The organism is Sulfurospirillum sp. SCADC (assembly GCF_000743525.1).
In the GTDB taxonomy this organism is placed as follows: Bacteria; Campylobacterota; Campylobacteria; order Campylobacterales; family Sulfurospirillaceae; genus Sulfurospirillum.
In genome coordinates this window covers 153959-172389 of sequence record NZ_JQGK01000003.1, presented here as the reverse complement: position 1 = coordinate 172389, position 18431 = coordinate 153959, and the positions used below count along the sequence as shown (strand labels likewise).

The window sequence follows — 18431 nt, the reverse complement described above, 5'->3', positions numbered from 1 at the left end:
AATGATGGTGAGTCTTTCTTATGTCAGGCAGTATTGGATTTTACTGCTTGGGTTGGAGTTTATTCTTAGAGGAAGAAGGCTTTAACGTTGGTGGTTTTGGGTTTTTCAGGGTCGACTACTTAAAAACTTGAGAGCCCTTTTATTGCCAGATAGATTTTCAATGACTAACAAAAGATTGAAATTTTGATCTTTTGATAATTCAACCATTTTTATTTCGATTTCCGCTGCACCTTCAGAAAAATTCATCGCATTATTTAACATTATCTTTCTCCTCTTTTGTGTGTTCTAATTCATTCCAAGTTTTTTGAATCATCGAATGCGAAATTTCAAATTTATGATATTTATAAAAATATTTCGCAATTTGACGAAAACTCATGTTTTGTTCAAGTTTTAAGATTCTGACAATTGCCCAATACCCTAATACTTTTTCGCGTTTTACTTTTGTTTTTTGACTTTTACCTTTAATCTTGATTGCGTTTAGATTGGCAATATCAAGTTTTTTTATAACGGAATCAATCGCCACAATAAGTGATGACAAGGTCAAGACTGTATTATCAACATCACCATAAGCACTTTTTAGTTTGTGGAAAAATTGCTTTTGAAGCTGCAATATATGCAGTTTCATTTTTAAATCAACCCTTGCAAAAAGTCGTAACCTTTGGTTCTGAGATTCATAGGTTTGTTTTGTAATATTTTCAATCATTGTGCTAGCTAAATTCATGACCCAACTCCGACAACTTTATGCTTTTCTATCCATTGATCGATCTCTGCTCGATCATAACGGATATATTTACTGCTGATTTTGCAAAAAGGGATTTTACACTTACTGACACTCATCCTCATTTTTGCTTGTGTACTCTTACTAAAACCATATTCTGCTTCAAGTTCATTGGGCGTAAGCCACCTTTTGCTAATTGTCTCCATATGTTTCCCTTTGCTTAAAAAGGTACCTTTTTAAATTATTTTGAATTCCGATTCGGTGACAAAATTTTATATGAAGCTTTTTTTTAAAAATGGTACATTTTTCGGTTAAGGCAACTAAAGTAGCCTTATATTAGGCGTTTGATATTGTTTTTGTTATTATATTCAGATAAAAAATTTGTGATAAGGATGATTATGGGAAGATATAAAATAAAAAATGAAGATATTGACATCATTACATTGTTTCTTAAGAATAAAAAAAATTACATTTATTTTTCTCAAACAAACGCTATCCCACTTAGTAAGCAAATCGATACTTTGCTGTCTAGTTCTAAACAAAGTTTTGTAGAGTTAAATGCATCTTCTTTTTATCTAATTAAAAAGGCAAACAATCAATACGATGAGATAAAACCGTTGAGACCAGAAGAAAACACTTCATTTGAAAAATTTAATTTTCCTAGTTTTTATCTTCTGTTTTGTGAATCATCAATATTTCATTTTGGAGAGTATTTTAGTCAAAATACTTGTGAAAAAGATAAACTACTACTTAAAAATTTACTTACTTCACTAGATTTAGTTATTACTGAAAATTTGACGTGTATTGTTGATTTAAAAAATATTTTTAAAAAATTTGGATTATTAAATACAGTAGAAAAAAATAATTTCATAAATGATATCATTCAAAACTATGAATCAAGTACTGAAGAATTTTTAGATATCCAAAGAAATATTCTTGAAGAATATAATAGAAAAAATTTACAAATTAATGAAATAGGAATTTTCTACAAAACATCATTTTACCCTGATTTTTTCAAACGAAATGCTCAACTTGTAGAAATTAATTTATTTAAAAACTGGCTTAATCAAAATGACTTGATTGAAAACGTTCAAAACTATTATAATATGCCTTCATCAATTGAACCAAATGATTACTTTTCGAATTTTTCAGATTCATATGAAGATTCAATTGCTTACTTTGATCCATTTATTCTACTAAAAAAAGAATTTTTCAATGATTTTATTAGTCTCCAAAATAAGCTTCCCAAACAAAATAAGAACGACTTTATTTGTAATTTTTTAAATATTTTAAATGAAATACAATTTCATGTAATTAAAATTCAACAACAAAACCTCATAAATGATTTTTTCATATTTAAATCAAGAGATAAAGAACACTATCAAAAAACCCGTATAAAATCTTTCTGGAGAGAATCAATAAAAAATCATGAGCTACACGAAGATATTACAAATCTTAAAATAATAAAAAGAATATCTGCATTGAAAACTTTATTGTTACATGCTCAATATTTAACCAAATCATCAAATATTACTATTAATGATTTTCCTTTCGAAAATTATTCAAACGAAGATAAATTGGAAATAGAAAAAGTCTTGAATGTAACATTACTTGCTTTAAACAAAGATCAGCAAAATCAATCTTTACTGAGTATACGCAATTCATTTTCACAAATGATTGAGCAAGCGCTTATTAGTCTAAATATAAAACTCTCAATGGATGATAAGTATTTTATTAGAGACCTTATCAAATATATGATTTTAGATTCATTAGAGGGTGAACTAACCAATACATTACATTACAATACAAGATTTAAAGAAATTTATCTTGACTTCATAAAGAACCCAAAATTTCTTCGTGAATTTAAAAAAAGTCCTGTGTCGAGTATTATCTTATCTGATAATTTAAAAATAAGATGATAAAAAGTGGGACCTAAAGGGGGACCTAGTAAAAACTTAAACAATATTTTATTTTCAAATTATAACAATAATATCTATTTGAAGGGATTTAGGAGTGGTGTCAAGAGGGGGACTCGAACCCCCGACCTCCGGCTTATGAGGATTACGTCCTCGTCTTTGAAAAGCCTATAAATACGTGCTTTGATAGATATTTTAAAACCATTGTGCCTAAAATTCTCTAATTTTGTGTCTTTTTTAAAAGTGTTTGCTCAAAAATATTGTTAACACTTTGAACCTTTAAAGCATTGATTTCTGGTAAGAAATAATGCTTATCTGTGACTCCTGATCCCTCAGCATGTCCCACAATCTCTTGGACAAGACTTTTATCCAACCCTTGATTTCTCATTGTTGAAATATATGTATGCCTTGTTGCCATTAAAGTTTTATAGCTTACCCCAGCCTCTTCTAGCAAAGGTTTGAAATGATATTTCACGAGCGTTTTTGATTCAGCATAAGGCTCTTGTGTCCGTGGAGATGGGAATACCCATTCACAACTTTGAAGCAAACTAGCCTTTCTTAGCACATCAGAAACAAATTGTGGCATCACAACCAAGCGTTTATGGTTTTTCTGATGCGTATCACCTTTAATTTTGCCTTTTGAGATCGATCTGCAAAGATATATGACATTATTTGAAAAATCAATATCTTCCCATTTTAAAGCAAGTATCTCACCAACTCTCATTCCTGTACCAAATGCAATCTTGAGATATATTTCAATAAAGCCCTTACCTTCGGCAGCTTTAAAAATAGACCTCACTTCATCTATTTTATAAGGCGGTTTCTTTTTGTGAAACACACTTATTGGTTCTGCATAATCACATGGATTTTTTGCAATTAAATCATTCCCAACTGCCTTTTTCAAGACCATTGATAAAATTGATCTACACCTTTTTACTGTTTGTTGACTCAGCCCCTTATTTAGCAACATATTTTGCCATTTTTCAATATCAAGAGCCTTAATATCTCTAAGCTCATACTTTGAAAAAACAGGTGCAATATGTAATCTTAATTTAGCTAAATAGTCTTTTTGGCACGCAATATCACGCTTATGATTAGTTGACTCAAGACAAATATGGGCAAATTGTGTAAATGTCTTAGGAATTTCTTTTTTTTGACCTGTAATAAGGTCATGGAAATTTCTCTCAGCCCATTTACGATTTGCTGGTGTATCATCTTTGCCAGTTGGTTTTCGTACCCTCCCCTCATCTGTATAAGCACTTACCCAAAGTTTACTACCTCTTGTGTAAACCTTGCCGCTAATTTTCATATTTTGCTCCTTTGCAAAATTTGAATAGCGGCTTCTTTTGCAACATAGATTTTACCTTTTTTGAGGTAAAAATCTTTCTTTTCTTTATAATTGTAATGAAGATAATCTCGTATTGCTTGACGTGATTTTCCAGTACGATCACAAATGAATGAAAGCGGTACATCATCTGGAATTAGTATATTAAGGAGTGCCCTTTGCTCCAATAATAGATTTTTTAATTCAAAAAACTCTTCACTGCTCATGACGCACTCTTTTGATGATTTTGAATTTGTGCTTGTTCAAAAACTTGAATTCTTTTCTCATAAAGATATTGCCATACACCAAAACTTTCTTCTTTATCTAAAAGCTTTTGAGTATGTAAGTTGAATATGTAGCCGTTTTGAAAGCAAAAACCTGCATGAGTATCAATTAATTTTTGTCCACAAAACTCTCTGAGTTTAAACATATAACCAGGGCAAAACGTAATGAGACGCTTTTTGAAAGTTTTAAAATCAACTCTCTCTAGAGAGAGGTTAAATGAAGATTCATAATGATGGTTAATTGATGGTTCATATACTTGTCTACCATGTAGACTACCCTTGTCTATGGCGTTGACTACCCCTAGTCCATCTGGTAGACTACCCTTGTCAACAGCATTGACTACCTGTGTAGTGCTAGTATTTTTAAATTTTTTCATATCTTCTAGTAGTTTTGCTTCTTCAATTTTAAAGCTAAAAAGGTCTTCGTGCAATTGATATAAATTTGATGTATTACTACCATTTTCTCGTTTTCTTTTGCTTTTAGAGACATAACCAATTTTAATGACTCGGTCCATGCTATTCAAGAGCCCTTGTTTTGAAAAGAAGCATTTTTTTTGGATTTTAGATAAGCTTGGATAACATTCACCATCATCATTAGCATGGTCAGCAAGAGCAAGAAGCAAAAATTTATCATCTCTATTAATTTCAGCATTAATTCGCGATAGCTCCCAGACAAGCGACATAATTTTAATGCTCATTTTTAATCCTCAAAATCATTAATTCCAAGAATTTCTTCGGTTTCCTTAAAATCCAAACACTCTTGGAATGCACCCTTTTTATTGGCTTTGCAAAAGTCAACAATTGCACCAATATGCTCTATCTGAGCTTTTTTGAATTCTTTTTTTTGTTGAATATTTTCATCGTTTTGGAATTGGCAAACTACGCTAATGTTGACGCGGACATCTTGGGAAGTTTGAAAATTGTGATTTTGCCAATAACTCCAAGCGGTACTGGCAAGAATATCAGCAATTACAGCGTAATTATCTGTTTCAGTGGCCTCCAAAAGGCGTATATCACGTCCATTCTTTCGACGATTTTCGAGTGGTTTTAAAGCCAAAGCAAGCGGTTCTTGTATTGCAAAAAGGCAGTCAAGTCGATCGGCATCCCCTGCACTAATAGGATTTGCGATGTATTTTTGACCATTTGAGTGGGTTGAAACCCAATCTGAAATTTCTTCAAATGTTGACATAAAAGCTAGCTTTTGCAGAATATTTTCTTGTTTCACTTGCGAAACAGAATGTTTTTTTAATAACTTTATGTTAAAATTTTCCTTAACCACAGGGTTAAGGAGATTAACAGGGCCGGCTAAACTCATGTTTTCTCCTTTTTGGTAACGTTACCATTATGGTAACTGTTTCCTTGTTAATTGAAGCTTAAAAAGGACAATTTCATCATGTTAGAAGTGAGTAAAAAAAATGAGATTGCAGAGCGATTAAAAAAAGCGAGAAATGAAGCAGGCATTAGCCAGCAAGGCTTGGCCAATGCCTTGAAGGTTACAAAAGCAACAATATCAAGATATGAAAGTGGGGATAGAGTTCCTTCATTTAATGTGCTTGAGCAACTTAAATATGCAGGTATTAATTATGCATATATCCTTACAGGGATTGAACCTATACTCATTCCAATAGTTACTATGCCACATGAACCACCTACTTCAATTTTTGTTGAGTTCAAAGTTGATAAAAAATTTAAAAAAGATACTAGTACGGTAATTAAAAAACTTGCAAAAACTTTTAATGACAATAAAAATAACGATGATAACTTCCAAAACCTTCTAGACCAACTTGCTAATTTTTTAGATTCATTCAACAAGTAAGTTTCTTTTTAAATACATATATAGGGATTTTGGATTCCTCTTTTCTACGAGTTTTGGTTCAATAATTTTGTAAACTGCTGGTATGCTTATTTTTAATTGCAAGAGCTGTAAAATTTCTTTTTTATGGTTTTCAAATACACTAGCTTTTCTTTTTTTTGCCTTTTTAACATCAGTAATGCTTTCCATTTTAACTCCTAAATTTTATGTATACCTACTATTCGTTTTATTTCACGCGAGATTTGCATTTTTTCAAAGTAACTCTTCTTGCATATGCTTTAAGATCATTAATATCTTGTATATCAATGATCTCTTTATCCTTTGCCGTATCTTGTAGCAAAGTATTTTCTACGTCATTTACCTCATATATCACAATAAAGTCAGATAATGCTATATCTGCTTTAACATATTCCCAAAATTGCTCATGTGTATTTTCAATAATAGCTTGTGGTGCAATCACGTTAATACCCAAGTCAATAAGCTTCTTTGCTTGTTCTACTAAAACAATAGGGCTCATGTCGAACCCTATAAAAAGAAGCGCTGTAGCATTGATTTCTTGAACTTTAATCTTTGCCAATACAACATTAGCAGCATCTATGAAATCTTGAGTTGATTTCTGGTTCCTAAAAGAAAAGAGGCCTAAATTCCGTTTTAAGACGCTGTTAGAACGTCCATAATGTGGAGTTAAGGCTTTAGCGATACTTCGATCATTTTCAAAATATTGTAAAAGTTCAAAATACTTTTTTTCAGCAATGTTTTTCAAAGCATCTCTGTCGCTATGCATTACTTCTCCCTCTCTTTTTTGAATTCAGCTTCGAGCTTTTCAAACATTTGCACAATCTCATCTTTAGAAACAGATTGAAAATCCTCATCACTCATATTTGCGAAAAAGCTTTTGTAAAAAGCCACCTGGTTGATTGTTGTTGAATTGTCCATATGAAACTCCTTGTTTTTTTGTTTATATAGACTATTCGTTTTATTTTGGGGTCAAAATCCAAAAAACTCTTGAATTAAATTCAAATACGTGTAAAAATACTGTATACGAAAATAATAGGATTAGATATGGACACACAAAGAATTTTAATCGACACATCAATTGTAGTAGAGGGTGGTGAGGCAATCATCGCTAAACTTGAAAAGATAGCTCCAGTATTCGTCACAGATATTGTGTTGCAAGAGCTAGATGGTCATAAGAACAATGCAAATGGATCTGTCGCTTTTCAAGCAAGGGAGTTTTTTAGGAGACTTGGTAATAGCAATGGTGTTGAGTTACATGCAATGCCTTTGTCTAATATGCCATTGGAACAAGGTGATACTCTAAGAAAAATGACTTTAGGCAATACTCCTTTACATGTAATTGTTCGCAAGTTTTATAAAACTAAAAATATTAACGATTCCAAGATTATTGAAGTTGCTAAAGATTATAATATGACATTGGTCACACTTGATATGGCACAAAGAGTTAGAGCGATGAGCGAAGGGGTTAACGTGGAAACTTTAAAAGTAGCGCAGGAAAAAGAAACAAAAAATCAATACAAAACAGCTTTAATGGTTCTTTCGCCATTTTATGTGCTATCTTTTTTTTCGCCATTATTTTTAGGATTCCTTGGAATTAAATTTAGTCCATCAAATATTGTCCTTGTTCTATCATACTTGGCTTTGCTTGTTTCAATGACAGTGTTAATGAATTTTCTTTATGCAAAAATGAAAAAGCAATCACTCGCAGATTTTTTCAAAGAAGCAAAAGGAATTAATAGTGAAGCATCTAATGACTTTGGGAAAATAAGTGACTATACAACAGACCCAATCTATAGTTCACACTATGGTAATATCAATCATGGTGCTTCAGATTTAAAATTGAGTTAATACGAAGGCGAAGAGGAAATAAATCCCTCTTCAATTTTGTTTACCGTTCGACTGGTTTATTTTTATGATTTTGACTTTTTATTTCTCCCTCATTCAACCAGTGTTGTTCAATAACTTGGTTTTGATTTTCTTGATGATCTTGTTGCTTCACAGGTGCTAATTCTGATTTTTTATGATCTATTACAGCCTGAGTATCATTGATTTTTGTATCAACATTCGTTGTATCTTTAATAGAATCAGCATAAGTTGAAAAAGCATCTTGAGTATATCTTGAACTTTCAAGTTTATTCAACTCTGACCTTACTGCTACCTTACCTGCTTCACCGCTACCTGCATTATCTGCAACATTTTGAAGATATTTTGTTGCCATATCTTCAGCAACAGTAGCTGAATTTTGTTTAACGTAGGTCTCCTTTTTGGTTGCAGTATCTGAAACTTGTTGAGCGTGTTTATATGAATCACTTGCAGATTGCGTTGATGCAAATGAATCATTTATTTTGGTAGTAAAGTCTTGTTTGAGTGTAGCGTCAAGTTTAGATGAATTGGACACTACTTTTGAAGATTCTTCACTATAATTTTTTGAAAATGATTCAGCAAACGATTTCTCAAGATTTTTTGCTTGTTGAAGTTGTTCTTGTGAACTTTTTTGGTCGGACCATTCATGTTGATAACCACCGCCAACACTTATGCCAGTTGCTCCTGCAACTACTTTTCCCAAAGCACTCTTACTGCTATCGATAGTAGCGCCAGCTGAAATAGCATCTTTGCTAATTTGCTGATATAGTTCTGCTCTTTGCGCGGAAGTTATTTTGCCTTCTTTTTCCATTTGGTTTAATGTATGTTGTAAAGCTTCTTTAACTGCTTTTTGTTCTGTTATCGAAGCGTCAGTACCTTCTGCTTTTGATGCAGCTGTTATAGCATCCGTAGCAACTTGATGTTGGCTTTGGGTTGCATTTTGAAGATTATGCTCGGCTGTTTCTACATCAGACCTAGCTTTCGCTGCTTCCTTTGATGCGGAGGCAATAACCTGTGACTGAAGTTGACCAGTAGTACCAGATCCCAATTTAGTACCTGTAACATTTTGGCCATCATACTTTGCAGAATTTCCGCCAGTAGTATCAATTTGCGTTGTCTCTTTGCCATTGATTGATGTTGAAGTCTCTAGTGTTCCTGTGCTATCCACTTTCTTACTGGTGTTCATACCATTTAGGTTGTCTCTTGATGTTGAACCATCCGGATTCCATCGATCAAGATCACCGGTTCTCACATTATGGTGTTGAGTACCACTAGAATCCGATTTATCCATGCCATGATCAAAATGCCCTTTAGCCATATTGGCAGATGTTCCCATACCAACAGAGAGTTGACCAACGGCACCACTGAAAGAAGAAGCCAGTTTGTTCCCTCCAATATAAACCAAACTAGCAGCAATCCCATAACTTGCAAATCCCATATAGCCTAAAAATGCAAGTGCCTTTTGATTTTCTTCATCAAACGTTGGTTGGGACCACAGTGTCATTTGATCTCCTGCTCCTAAGTCTGAAAAGAAGATATTTGGCAATGATTCTGCCATTTGATCTATCGTCATAAAGTTTATTAAAGCAAGGATAAATGACCAAACAATCAATGTGACTTGGAATCCTACCACGGACCCAAGATAAGGAGCTGGAGAGGCCGTCATAATGCTAAGAATTGCTAACACCCAAATGAGTCCAAGTGCAATACCTTGCATCATTCCTCTCATAGAAGGAATCCACTCTTTAGCCATCACACCTAGAACCATAAATTTGCCTCTTTGCTCTCGATCTGCCATAGTCGTGCCATATGCCAATACATTAGGATCAATACCACTTGCAATGGCACTATTAACGATGGATTCATTGGTAAGATTCATAATGGTTCGTTGTTCAATTTGAGCAGAAGCATCTTTGGTGCTATTGAACATTAATTGACCGAAGTTTTCAGCGGCTAAACAAATGTCATCTGTAGTCGCTTCAGAGGCAGCAGATCCACTAGCTTTTGCGTGAAGTTGATTTGCAGTTTTATTACAATTAATATTACCCCATAGCGAAGCGCTAGAGACCTCATAACACGTTTTGAGGGTTCCATTAGGGTTCGAGGCTGAGTAGACGTTTGTAAGCCTTGCATTGGGGCTTAAAATGTATGAAGCAAGATCTCTGCTCTTATAGATACCATCGACACTTTTTGTGCCATCAGCTAGATCATAGATGATACAGTTTTCATAAAACTCCATAAAGGTGTTGTAAGTGTATGGATCACCTTTTGTTTTGGAGATATGATCGTAGAAGGTAAAGCCAAATCCCAAGCCCATGCGAGAGAATGAATAGGTCATAGCATTAGCATCCATCATAGAACTTTCCATCATGCCAATACCTGCTCTCTCAAAATTTGTGGCATATGTCATTAGAAGTTTAACACCAATGGGAGCATAACATTCATTATCTCCGCTAACAGGACGACACTTTTGCCATGATGCGGCAGAAAGTTCATTGGCTGATAAGATATAGACATGGTGTGCATCATCTCTTTTAACACTTAGAAACCCATAAATGGTAATTTGTGATACAATGATAAAGAAGAGCATTTTGATGGCAGCAGCTCCGGGCTGATAACCAACACCTTTTGCAAGCTCCCTTATGAAAACAACTGCCATACCAATCAACCCAGCATATTTGATAATAATCGCTAATGTATCGATGTTGAGTAAGAAATACAAAAATGAGAGAATAGAGGCAATGTTTCTTCCATTGCCCCAGGTCCAAATGATATCTGAGTTATCCGCGCCAAACAACACGCTGTATGACAGTATTGTTAAGATAAAAAGTATTTTTTTCATCACGACGACCTAAAAAAGTTGCTTGAAAATGGCTATAAAGTCATACTTAAAGGCTAATCCCAAAAAATTATATGCCGTTGTTGCAGTCAGTGCCACAATGAATGTATACGCTATAAAAGCATGTTTTAATTGCTCATTTCCTGATGTCTCAATAATGAGAATTTGAATATCTTTAACTGCTTGCACGGCTGTTTGAATTTGCTTAATTTTATGACTAAGCCAATTTTTTGCGCGAATAAAACGGTTTTTAATCGCAGTTACGGGATTTGGGAAACGAACAGTATAAGCTTCTCCTTTTCGTTTGTGCTTGATCCAACAATAACTTTCTAGAATGAGTGAAAAAATAAAATTCATCATTAAAAGCATGATTACAAATAAGCCTATTGTGACAAAAAGCCCAAAGTAATTTTCATTTGAAGCACTTTGCTCAAGTGCTAGACTGTGTGTTGAGTTCATAATTATCTCCTCGTGTATTTTTAATTTACATTACTATTCGTTTTAAATGGAAAGAGATTTGAAAATCTCCCAATTCTAGTGATAACTCGATCATCGTATGGTTAAGAAATACGACAAAAGACAGCCCTAAACACAAAATAAAAAGCTTTTAGTGCCCAAGACGATACATTCCTTTTTTTGTAAGCTCTTGTTTGTAGCGCTTTGTTACATCATCGAGAACAGAAATTTGAGCAACTCTACTCTCCATATTTCTCATTACGGTATTTTTAACTGCTTCAGCTTTTTGGTTAATCAAAACTACCCTATCCTCAATTGCTTTGATATGTGCCGGTTGAATATTTACTGTTGATTTTGTAATGGTCCCGTAGTTGGTAAAAGCTCTTTGTTTACTTGCAAGCTCATTCACAAGTCCTACCAATTCTTGTGCCACGATTACATCAGCAATGTACCCTATCAAAAGCTGATCATTCGTTATTGATGCGACATTGAGTGCTTTGTATACTGGATACCTTATATTTGAAAGGAATTTTGCATCAGTTTTTAGAGCATTACTGTTTGAAGTCGCCATATTGCCAAGGATATCGGTAAGCCGATCAGCAACAGTTTTTCTTATAGTAGAAGCGTTCATCGTACTGCTTAAGACTCTTTGCGTTGATGCAATTATTGGTGGACCATAGTGATCTTTACATATCTTCTCGCTATCGCTTACAGACAGCCCCTTGAGTTTTTGGTCTCCACCACTTGTGTCACCCAAAAATACATTGATTGCCTCATCAGCACTCATTAATGGCAATATTGTTGCAACCATATAAGCGGTTGGCTCTCCTTCCGTGCCAGTCCCTCCACATGATGTTGGATCTACAAATCCATAAAAATCACCTATCATATTTCTAAAAAGATCCTCTGCATCTTGTTGTGACAAGCCTTTAAACCAATAGGAATATGAACTTGTAGAGTCACTGCCATCCGTTATTGCACTCAGAAAACTTTGGTTGTCAGTAAAGACTTTATGTATAAGTGATCCTTGAAATTTAAGTGCTTCCAAGGCTTTTTGTTTAGCGGCATCAGATGAAGTATCTGTACATTCCCCACTTGTAGAACCACAGTTAATAAATGCTTGCATATTGTCAGCTGCTGATGTAATTGCTCCTGGCAAATTACCTAAAACACCTTCAATACCAGATTTTGCATCATCTTTGGTCTTAAGAGCATTATTTAAAGCACCGCCCACAGTTTTGCCCCAACCAACTGCTGATTTACATGCATCGAAGTTTAAACCATTGATTGAATCAGCTACAGCATTTAATTGATCCATGATGGATTGACAGTCCTTGCATAGTGCAGAAAGTGCCATATTAAATGCAAAAGCTGGTGCGGCACTAGCAATCTTTTGAAGTTTTTCAACTAATTGATCAATATTCAAAAAGCTAAATCCACCAAAGCCTATGTCTACTCCACCGCAACCAGAAGCAATAGTCGGCATCTGAATATTAAATGGTCTAATTGCGCCACCAATATCTGTCCTAACTGACATACCACCAAAATTATAGTAACCTCTTGTTTGCGTTTTAAGACTAGACGTACCAGCAAAATCAAAACCATTGCTTGATGAGCTTAAAATATCATCCAATCCTGTACTTGCATGTAATTGAGACAATAAAGTAATCGTACAAAATACAGAGATTATTCTCCGCATATTTTCTTGAGAAAAAATGCCATTTAAAAATGCTTGACTCATAACAACTCCTCATAAGAATTCCAGAAATTTCTTTCTGTTATGACTATTCGTTTTTTTTGGGAGAGATTTTGAGTCTCTCCTAACTTTTATTTGGCTACTGCTCAAAATCAATGACAAAATTAGGCTCAATTTGAGAAAGTATCGCGCGCTCAAGCAATGTCTTTCTTCGTTTAATTCTCAACTTTGATTTATCGTACATATTAATCACCGCATTGTCATCGCTTGGTGCACCAATAAAGAAAAATTGCGGAAACTCTTTTTCTAGCTTCATGCAAAATTGATCGATATCCTTTACACTCTCCGTTGCTTGATACAATGCAATATTTTCTTCCGATAGTATTTCCGCAAATAATTGCTCCTCTTGTTGTTGATTCATGGGTAACTCCTTTGTTTTTTTCAGAAATTTCTTTCTGTTATGACTATTCGTTTTATTTTGGGGTACTTTTTGGTTTTAGCTCAGGATAAAAGATGCTAAAGCCAAAAACAAAGCGTCTGATCTCTTCTTTTGAGATGTAAAACTCTTTTTTGAGCCACAGGTAGGAGATGTACAAGATAATTTTTTTGAGCAGTCGTTTCTCAAGCTCATTGGGTAATTCATTCATGACATTGGATTCAATGGTGCGCAGTGCCTTTTGAATACGGCGTATCTCTTTTCGATGGATTGATCTTGCATTAGACAAAATTGAATCTTTGACAGCTTGTGGAGCATCAAGAAAGCATTTTTTGATGATGTAGTAATTCACATAATGCAAGGTAATTTTATTGCGGAAGGGAAACATCTCACTTTGGTTCTCAAGACGTTTTATGAGCTCTTTTTTGATCGTACCTCGAATGATTGTGAGCATGTGCTTGTCTGTTTTTTCTGCTACTGGATATTCCTCGCTTTGATCAAATTCTTCGAATGGTTTTATATGGTCCTTCATGATTTCTCCTTTCGGGTTGTACCCCTTTAACGTAATACCTCGTAACTAGTGATATTGAGGTGTTTTTTGCTGTAACCTTTTAATGTAATACCTGATAACTGGTCACCTAAAAAGCAGATCGTAACCTTCTAAACATTTACGTTCTACGTATACATACCAAACTAGTAACCTTGTTTGGTGCTTTTTTGCTCTTGGATGGTTTAGAAAGTGGTGAAGTAAATAGTCATAAAAACTCCTTGTAATTTTGGTGTATATGACTATTCGTTTTATTTTGGAGGTGTTTTTAAAAAATGAGGAGGATTTACTTTTCAAGAGTGATTTTTACGTTCTAAAACCGCCATTCGACTAAATCTGAATTTGAAAGTAACGGTGATTGAGAAAAGGAAAATGGTTATGTTTTAGCTGAGGTGATCGGGAGTTTATTCCTAGAGCAAGAATCGTCTGAATTTGATTGTTCGTATGCGACTTTAAATGACTTGCTTATTTGCAAGGCAAGTGGACTATTATTCGGAAAATTATTTTGTAATTTTTACTTTTCTTTATTAGATATAATTTTATAAAATACTATAAAGGGCGTCTATGAAAAGAGATGTAGAACTTATTAGAAATATTATGCTTCATCTTGAAGAGCACTTGGTTCCGAATTCCATTATTAATGCGAGAGATCTATCGTTATATGACAAGAGTAGCAATGAAGAATTCCAAGTCTTACTTGAACACATAAATCAACTACTCGAAAATGAATTGATTGAGGCAAAGCCACTCAAAGACTTAAGTGGTTTGAGAGAATTCATGATATTTAGGATTACATCAAAAGGATATGACTTTTTAGATATTTTAAGAAATGATACAGTTTGGAAGGACGTCAAAGAAAAAGCTTCTGTTGTAGGAGGTTTTACCATTTCACTATTAATCGATCTTGGTAAATCATATCTCAAGTTAAAATTCGGTTTATAAGATATGCTATCAATAGAAGGTAACATTTGTTGGGATAAACTATTCGATATTCCACTACTTTTTAGGGTATTTAACTTTGATAGCAAATATATTCGACCACATAAAAAACTATATGATGGAATTACCTTGTGTGATTCACAAAATGGAAGTTATGTTTATAGTAGAAATACAAATTCATTTGCTTTCGAAATATTAAAAACTTTAAGTCCAAAATTCCCACCTATTTATGTTGCACTCATTAATTATTGGAATAAAAAAGGATATATAGTTTTACCAATAGGCGAATTTTCTTTTTTACAATCACGTATATTTACAGACACAAGAGAATATAATCTTTCATATGCACAAGATTTTTTAGAATTTACAAATATTTTATTAAAACATTGCCCAGATATTCATTCAAAGTTATTAGGTATGCGTGCTTATGAACAACCTGATCTTGTAACTTTTGTAAAAAAAGAGGATGAAGCACTATATAATCGTTTGATTTCTTTTGTGATTAAAAGTTACGAAGAAAAAATTTCACATGATAGGGAGATATTCCTCCTTGCTAATCAATATCTACTTATTGATCCAATCCTCTATCCCTCCCATAACTACAGTGAATTACAAAAAACAATTCTTACTATAATTGCACCAAAAGAGGTATCAAAAAATGAATAATGCTTTGGAAAGAATAGGTTTTTTGTACGAAAAAATGCCATCTGATATTAGAGAAAAGTATTTTTCGCATATAAAAGGAGGACAGCAAACAGAAATAACCATAGATGGTGAAGATGAAAAGCGATTTATCGCCTATTTGAATGAACGAGTAAAAAAAGATTATGATTTCAATTTTTTAATAAACGACTTTATGCGCTTTTTTTCAAATTACGCAATTTTATGTAACGATGGTAAAAAGTTCATTAAAATAGCTGATGAAAGACTTAAAGAGGATATTTTTAATACAGATATTGGCAATATGTTATTGAATGACTTGAATTTACCTTTCAATACTTTTTACATTGAGCTTAATCTGGAATACCATTTTGCTTCTGATCAAAAACATATTATCGAAGGGGCGATAATTCAAAACTTTAATGATTGGGTATTGATCGATGCTATGGAAATCGATAAATCTAACAATATGCCATCATTAATTTATTTTACAATTTTCAAAAATACTCCGATTCAAGATCAAATCGAAAGAATAGCAAAAGATTTTTTTGATAGTACGTATTCAAAATTTTTTCACAATAACGCGAGATCATTTTTAGAAGAAAAAGATAAGGGTCTTGTTAGTCAAATCGTGAAGCTTTTTTCTGCACTATTTTATCTTGATCACGCCCAAAGAGAACTCAAATCAAGTATTAGTGAAATAAATGAATGGAAACCATATGCCTTTAGAACAGCAAAAAGTTCAACAACCGAATTTAACGCTAAAAGATTAAAAGCCTATCACTATATTCTTCTTAATAATCAGGATTCTAAGGCTAAAACGATAAGTGCATCTTCAGCATCTAACTCAAAACAAAATAAAATGACTTTAGTTCGAGGACATTGGCGAAGACAGCCAATAGGTCAAAGAAATGTCGAAAAGCAGTTTAAAACAATTTGGATAAAACCATTTTGGAAGAATATTGATTATGATCTAGATTCAAATACTCATGTTTACACAATTAAATGACATTAATTTTTCTCTGGTTAGAAAAATTTCATATGCCTAGAATTGTGCTTCGGCTGATACACTTTATCATTCTTAAAAAAAGAGACGGAGTAACGATATTTCCACCTTCTATTTTTTTCATGGTAGCCTTTTTTCAAAAGATTACACGTGAGATACACAAAGGAGAATCTTTCCAAAATGCATAATAGCTACCACTTCAGCCGCAAAGCATTGCAAATAGTTTCCCTCAACGGTGGCGCAATATCTAACACTTTAGCTTTCGCTTCAAAGGTTTGAAAAACACTGATCACTTCATCAAGAATGGTTTGTGCTTTTTTGGCACTGAGGTTACAATACGCACCAAATTTGATTAAATCTTCACGAATAAAATCTTCCTGTTTACCTGATAGCTTGATTTGATGGCTTCTCGTCCACTTCCCTGTTGGATCATACGCATAGGTCATATCAAAGGCTGGTGCAAGCTTCCAAGAGCCTGTTTTATCCATTAAAAAACCAAAATTCTTCGTGTGATCATCTTGATTGCGACCAACGATATTAAAAAGTGCTCTTCGGTACAACTCGGTGATAGCATCTTGACCTAAGCCTAGTTGCCTTGCCATTAAAACAAGTTGTTCGTAAGAATAAGCTCCCGTAGCATCTCTATCGGCATGAGCAAGCCCGCTCCATGAAGCATAATGAACTTTTTGAAGCTTTGAGGTGCTTGTATCTCGATCAAAACGTTTAATCAGGAAATGAAAATCTTCACCATCTTGTATATAATCTACATCTGGTATATCAATGCCGCAAGACTTCGCCAATTGAGCATAAATGTACTCCACTTTTGGCATACCTTTAGGATCTTTAGCATCTCTATCACTGTTTTGAGCCGAATCAAACTTTAAAAGCCAGTATGAATAAGATGAGCCATGATCAATGGTTCCATCGTAAAAATTCCCTTTTGTATCTCGTGCCACTAACGCTTTAGCACGTGCCCCTCCTGCACTTGAACCCACACGAATCAGATTGAGCGCATCTTTTTTAGTTTTCGCCTTTTGAAGGTTTACATGTAAACTTTCTTTCTTTGATAGAACCAGCTGCGCAAGTTCTGAGAGAAGATGCACATCTAACACAGTGTTAGATTCTTGTGGCGAGTCATCAAATTCTGATGGATGGTACTCCAATGCTCCCATGCCTCGTGTTCCGACATATAAAAGGCGATCCAACGTAGTGATAGATTCGGGTGCTATCTTTTTTTCAGCCATGAAAATATCAATCAATTGATTACCATACTTATCAGGTAATGAATCAGCAAAAATCCCTGCAATACCTTTAAAGGTTCGAAGGCTGATGTCTGGAAAACTAAAGCGACTAGGAGGATAATGCATCCTTAAAGGAGAGGGATAAATCGTTGAACGCATAAATGCTTCTGTGTACTCAAACGTTGCTATCTCTGTTTGCCCTGGAGCGTATCCTAAATAACCAATGGTCGTACCCCATAATTTAACTTCTACACGTCCACTCATCGATCTTCTCCCCATGTAAAGGTTGTGTTAGAGGCAGGTTTTTTTCGTATGCGTTTTTTAGGGATGCTCTGCTCTTGCAAAGGGCTATAAGCGTGAGAAACATCCAAAAGCGCTTCGAGTTTATCCAATGCTCCAATCCCTCGTAAAAGACGAATGAAATTTTTGAGGCTAATGCCACTTTTAGCATTGATAAACCGATCATAGGTATTATGGTTGGTACCACTTTTTTCTAAAAGCTCACTAATAGGAACTTCTTTAGTTCGACGAAGCGTATCGAGCTTCTTCCCCAAATCATGGACAATCTCATCGTCCGTTAAGAGTGTATATGCCATTGTATCCCTTTGCAACAAAAGATGAATTAATTATATCACAAAATAATGATATAAAATAGATACAACTGGTATATAAATC

23 protein-coding genes are annotated in these 18431 nt (G+C 34.0%); 6 read left to right on the top strand and 17 right to left on the bottom strand.

Translation table 11 applies throughout. From position 1 onward, the window contains the following. Positions 1-105: 105 nt before the first annotated feature. Genes JU57_RS13970 through JU57_RS03250 form a run of 3 tightly spaced genes read right to left on the bottom strand, consistent with a single transcriptional unit; the run spans position 106 to position 924 of the window. Positions 106-261, bottom strand: a complete 156-nt coding sequence (locus JU57_RS13970; protein WP_294875592.1) for a hypothetical protein — start codon at positions 259-261, stop codon at positions 106-108. Then, positions 251-721 (bottom strand): hypothetical protein, encoded by a 471-nt coding sequence (locus JU57_RS03255; RefSeq protein ID WP_037956875.1) that lies wholly within the window; start codon positions 719-721, stop codon positions 251-253. The genes JU57_RS13970 and JU57_RS03255 overlap by 11 nt, the downstream gene beginning before the upstream one ends. Continuing rightward, positions 718-924 (bottom strand): helix-turn-helix domain-containing protein, encoded by a 207-nt coding sequence (locus JU57_RS03250; protein WP_037956872.1) that lies wholly within the window; start codon positions 922-924, stop codon positions 718-720. The genes JU57_RS03255 and JU57_RS03250 overlap by 4 nt, the downstream gene beginning before the upstream one ends. Positions 925-1116: 192 nt before the next feature. On the opposite strand from JU57_RS03250, the gene JU57_RS03245 reads away from it, so the two are divergent. Continuing rightward, positions 1117-2637: a hypothetical protein gene (locus JU57_RS03245; RefSeq protein WP_037956870.1), complete on the top strand. Its 1521-nt coding sequence runs from the start codon at positions 1117-1119 to the stop codon at positions 2635-2637. A 217-nt stretch (positions 2638-2854) separates the two neighbouring features. On the opposite strand, the gene JU57_RS13655 is transcribed toward JU57_RS03245, so the two are convergent. Genes JU57_RS13655 through JU57_RS03225 form a run of 4 tightly spaced genes read right to left on the bottom strand, consistent with a single transcriptional unit; the run spans position 2855 to position 5557 of the window. Next, positions 2855-3943, bottom strand: a complete 1089-nt coding sequence (locus tag JU57_RS13655) for a site-specific integrase (RefSeq protein ID WP_051906544.1) — start codon at positions 3941-3943, stop codon at positions 2855-2857. After that, positions 3940-4185, bottom strand: a complete 246-nt coding sequence (locus JU57_RS03235) for a hypothetical protein (protein ID WP_037956868.1) — start codon at positions 4183-4185, stop codon at positions 3940-3942. Before JU57_RS03235 ends, JU57_RS13655 begins: the two co-directional genes overlap by 4 nt. Beyond that, entirely contained in the window at positions 4182-4940 is a 759-nt protein-coding gene (locus tag JU57_RS13650; protein ID WP_051906542.1) for a helix-turn-helix domain-containing protein, read from the bottom strand. Before JU57_RS13650 ends, JU57_RS03235 begins: the two co-directional genes overlap by 4 nt. A 2-nt stretch (positions 4941-4942) precedes the next feature. After that, complete coding sequence (locus JU57_RS03225) at positions 4943-5557, bottom strand: hypothetical protein (RefSeq protein WP_037956866.1); 615 nt, start codon at positions 5555-5557, stop codon at positions 4943-4945. Positions 5558-5635: 78 nt separating this feature from the next. Here JU57_RS03225 and JU57_RS13645 point away from each other — a divergent pair, with 78 nt between their 5' ends. After that, positions 5636-6058: a helix-turn-helix transcriptional regulator gene (locus JU57_RS13645; protein ID WP_051906540.1), complete on the top strand. Its 423-nt coding sequence runs from the start codon at positions 5636-5638 to the stop codon at positions 6056-6058. Here the strand turns inward: JU57_RS13645 and JU57_RS03215 are convergent. Genes JU57_RS03215 through JU57_RS13965 form a run of 3 tightly spaced genes read right to left on the bottom strand, consistent with a single transcriptional unit; the run spans position 6044 to position 6991 of the window. Beyond that, complete coding sequence (locus tag JU57_RS03215) at positions 6044-6244, bottom strand: hypothetical protein (RefSeq protein ID WP_037956864.1); 201 nt, start codon at positions 6242-6244, stop codon at positions 6044-6046. The genes JU57_RS13645 and JU57_RS03215 overlap by 15 nt on opposite strands. Positions 6245-6281: 37 nt before the next feature. Further along, positions 6282-6839: a hypothetical protein gene (locus JU57_RS03210; protein ID WP_037956863.1), complete on the bottom strand. Its 558-nt coding sequence runs from the start codon at positions 6837-6839 to the stop codon at positions 6282-6284. Further along, entirely contained in the window at positions 6839-6991 is a 153-nt protein-coding gene (locus tag JU57_RS13965; RefSeq protein ID WP_294875579.1) for a hypothetical protein, read from the bottom strand. The genes JU57_RS03210 and JU57_RS13965 overlap by 1 nt, the downstream gene beginning before the upstream one ends. Before the next feature lie 126 nt (positions 6992-7117). Here JU57_RS13965 and JU57_RS03205 point away from each other — a divergent pair, with 126 nt between their 5' ends. After that, positions 7118-7921, top strand: a complete 804-nt coding sequence (locus JU57_RS03205; protein ID WP_037956861.1) for a PIN domain-containing protein — start codon at positions 7118-7120, stop codon at positions 7919-7921. A 40-nt stretch (positions 7922-7961) separates the two neighbouring features. Here the strand turns inward: JU57_RS03205 and JU57_RS03200 are convergent, their stop codons facing one another. The 5 genes from JU57_RS03200 to JU57_RS03180 form a co-directional block, all read right to left on the bottom strand. Beyond that, positions 7962-10778, bottom strand: coding sequence for a conjugal transfer protein TraG N-terminal domain-containing protein (locus JU57_RS03200; protein WP_037956858.1), 2817 nt, complete (start codon positions 10776-10778; stop codon positions 7962-7964). Positions 10779-10787: 9 nt separating this feature from the next. Further along, entirely contained in the window at positions 10788-11234 is a 447-nt protein-coding gene (locus JU57_RS03195; RefSeq protein ID WP_037956856.1) for a hypothetical protein, read from the bottom strand. A 148-nt stretch (positions 11235-11382) separates the two neighbouring features. Beyond that, positions 11383-12972 (bottom strand): conjugal transfer protein TraH, encoded by a 1590-nt coding sequence (locus tag JU57_RS03190; protein WP_037956851.1) that lies wholly within the window; start codon positions 12970-12972, stop codon positions 11383-11385. Between the two features lie 94 nt (positions 12973-13066). Further along, positions 13067-13348 (bottom strand): hypothetical protein, encoded by a 282-nt coding sequence (locus JU57_RS03185; protein ID WP_037956849.1) that lies wholly within the window; start codon positions 13346-13348, stop codon positions 13067-13069. Between the two features lie 52 nt (positions 13349-13400). Next, entirely contained in the window at positions 13401-13895 is a 495-nt protein-coding gene (locus tag JU57_RS03180) for a hypothetical protein (RefSeq protein WP_037956846.1), read from the bottom strand. 579 nt (positions 13896-14474) lie between these two features. Between JU57_RS03180 and JU57_RS03175 the strand changes: the two genes are divergently transcribed. The 3 genes from JU57_RS03175 to JU57_RS03165 all read left to right on the top strand — a co-directional run bounded on the left by JU57_RS03175 (position 14475) and on the right by JU57_RS03165 (position 16518). Beyond that, positions 14475-14852, top strand: coding sequence for a DUF2513 domain-containing protein (locus JU57_RS03175; RefSeq protein ID WP_037956844.1), 378 nt, complete (start codon positions 14475-14477; stop codon positions 14850-14852). Between the two features lie 126 nt (positions 14853-14978). After that, the gene (locus JU57_RS03170; protein WP_294875570.1) at positions 14979-15515 is read left to right on the top strand and encodes a hypothetical protein; all 537 of its coding nucleotides are present in this window, start codon (positions 14979-14981) and stop codon (positions 15513-15515) included. Further along, a complete protein-coding gene (locus tag JU57_RS03165) occupies positions 15508-16518 on the top strand; it encodes a hypothetical protein (protein ID WP_037956839.1) in 1011 nt (336 codons plus the stop codon). The genes JU57_RS03170 and JU57_RS03165 overlap by 8 nt, the downstream gene beginning before the upstream one ends. 188 nt (positions 16519-16706) lie before the next feature. Here the strand turns inward: JU57_RS03165 and JU57_RS03160 are convergent, their stop codons facing one another. Beyond that, complete coding sequence (locus JU57_RS03160) at positions 16707-18020, bottom strand: type II toxin-antitoxin system HipA family toxin (protein ID WP_037956836.1); 1314 nt, start codon at positions 18018-18020, stop codon at positions 16707-16709. Beyond that, the gene (locus tag JU57_RS03155) at positions 18017-18352 is read right to left on the bottom strand and encodes a hypothetical protein (RefSeq protein ID WP_037956833.1); all 336 of its coding nucleotides are present in this window, start codon (positions 18350-18352) and stop codon (positions 18017-18019) included. Before JU57_RS03155 ends, JU57_RS03160 begins: the two co-directional genes overlap by 4 nt. Positions 18353-18431: the final 79 nt, after the last annotated feature.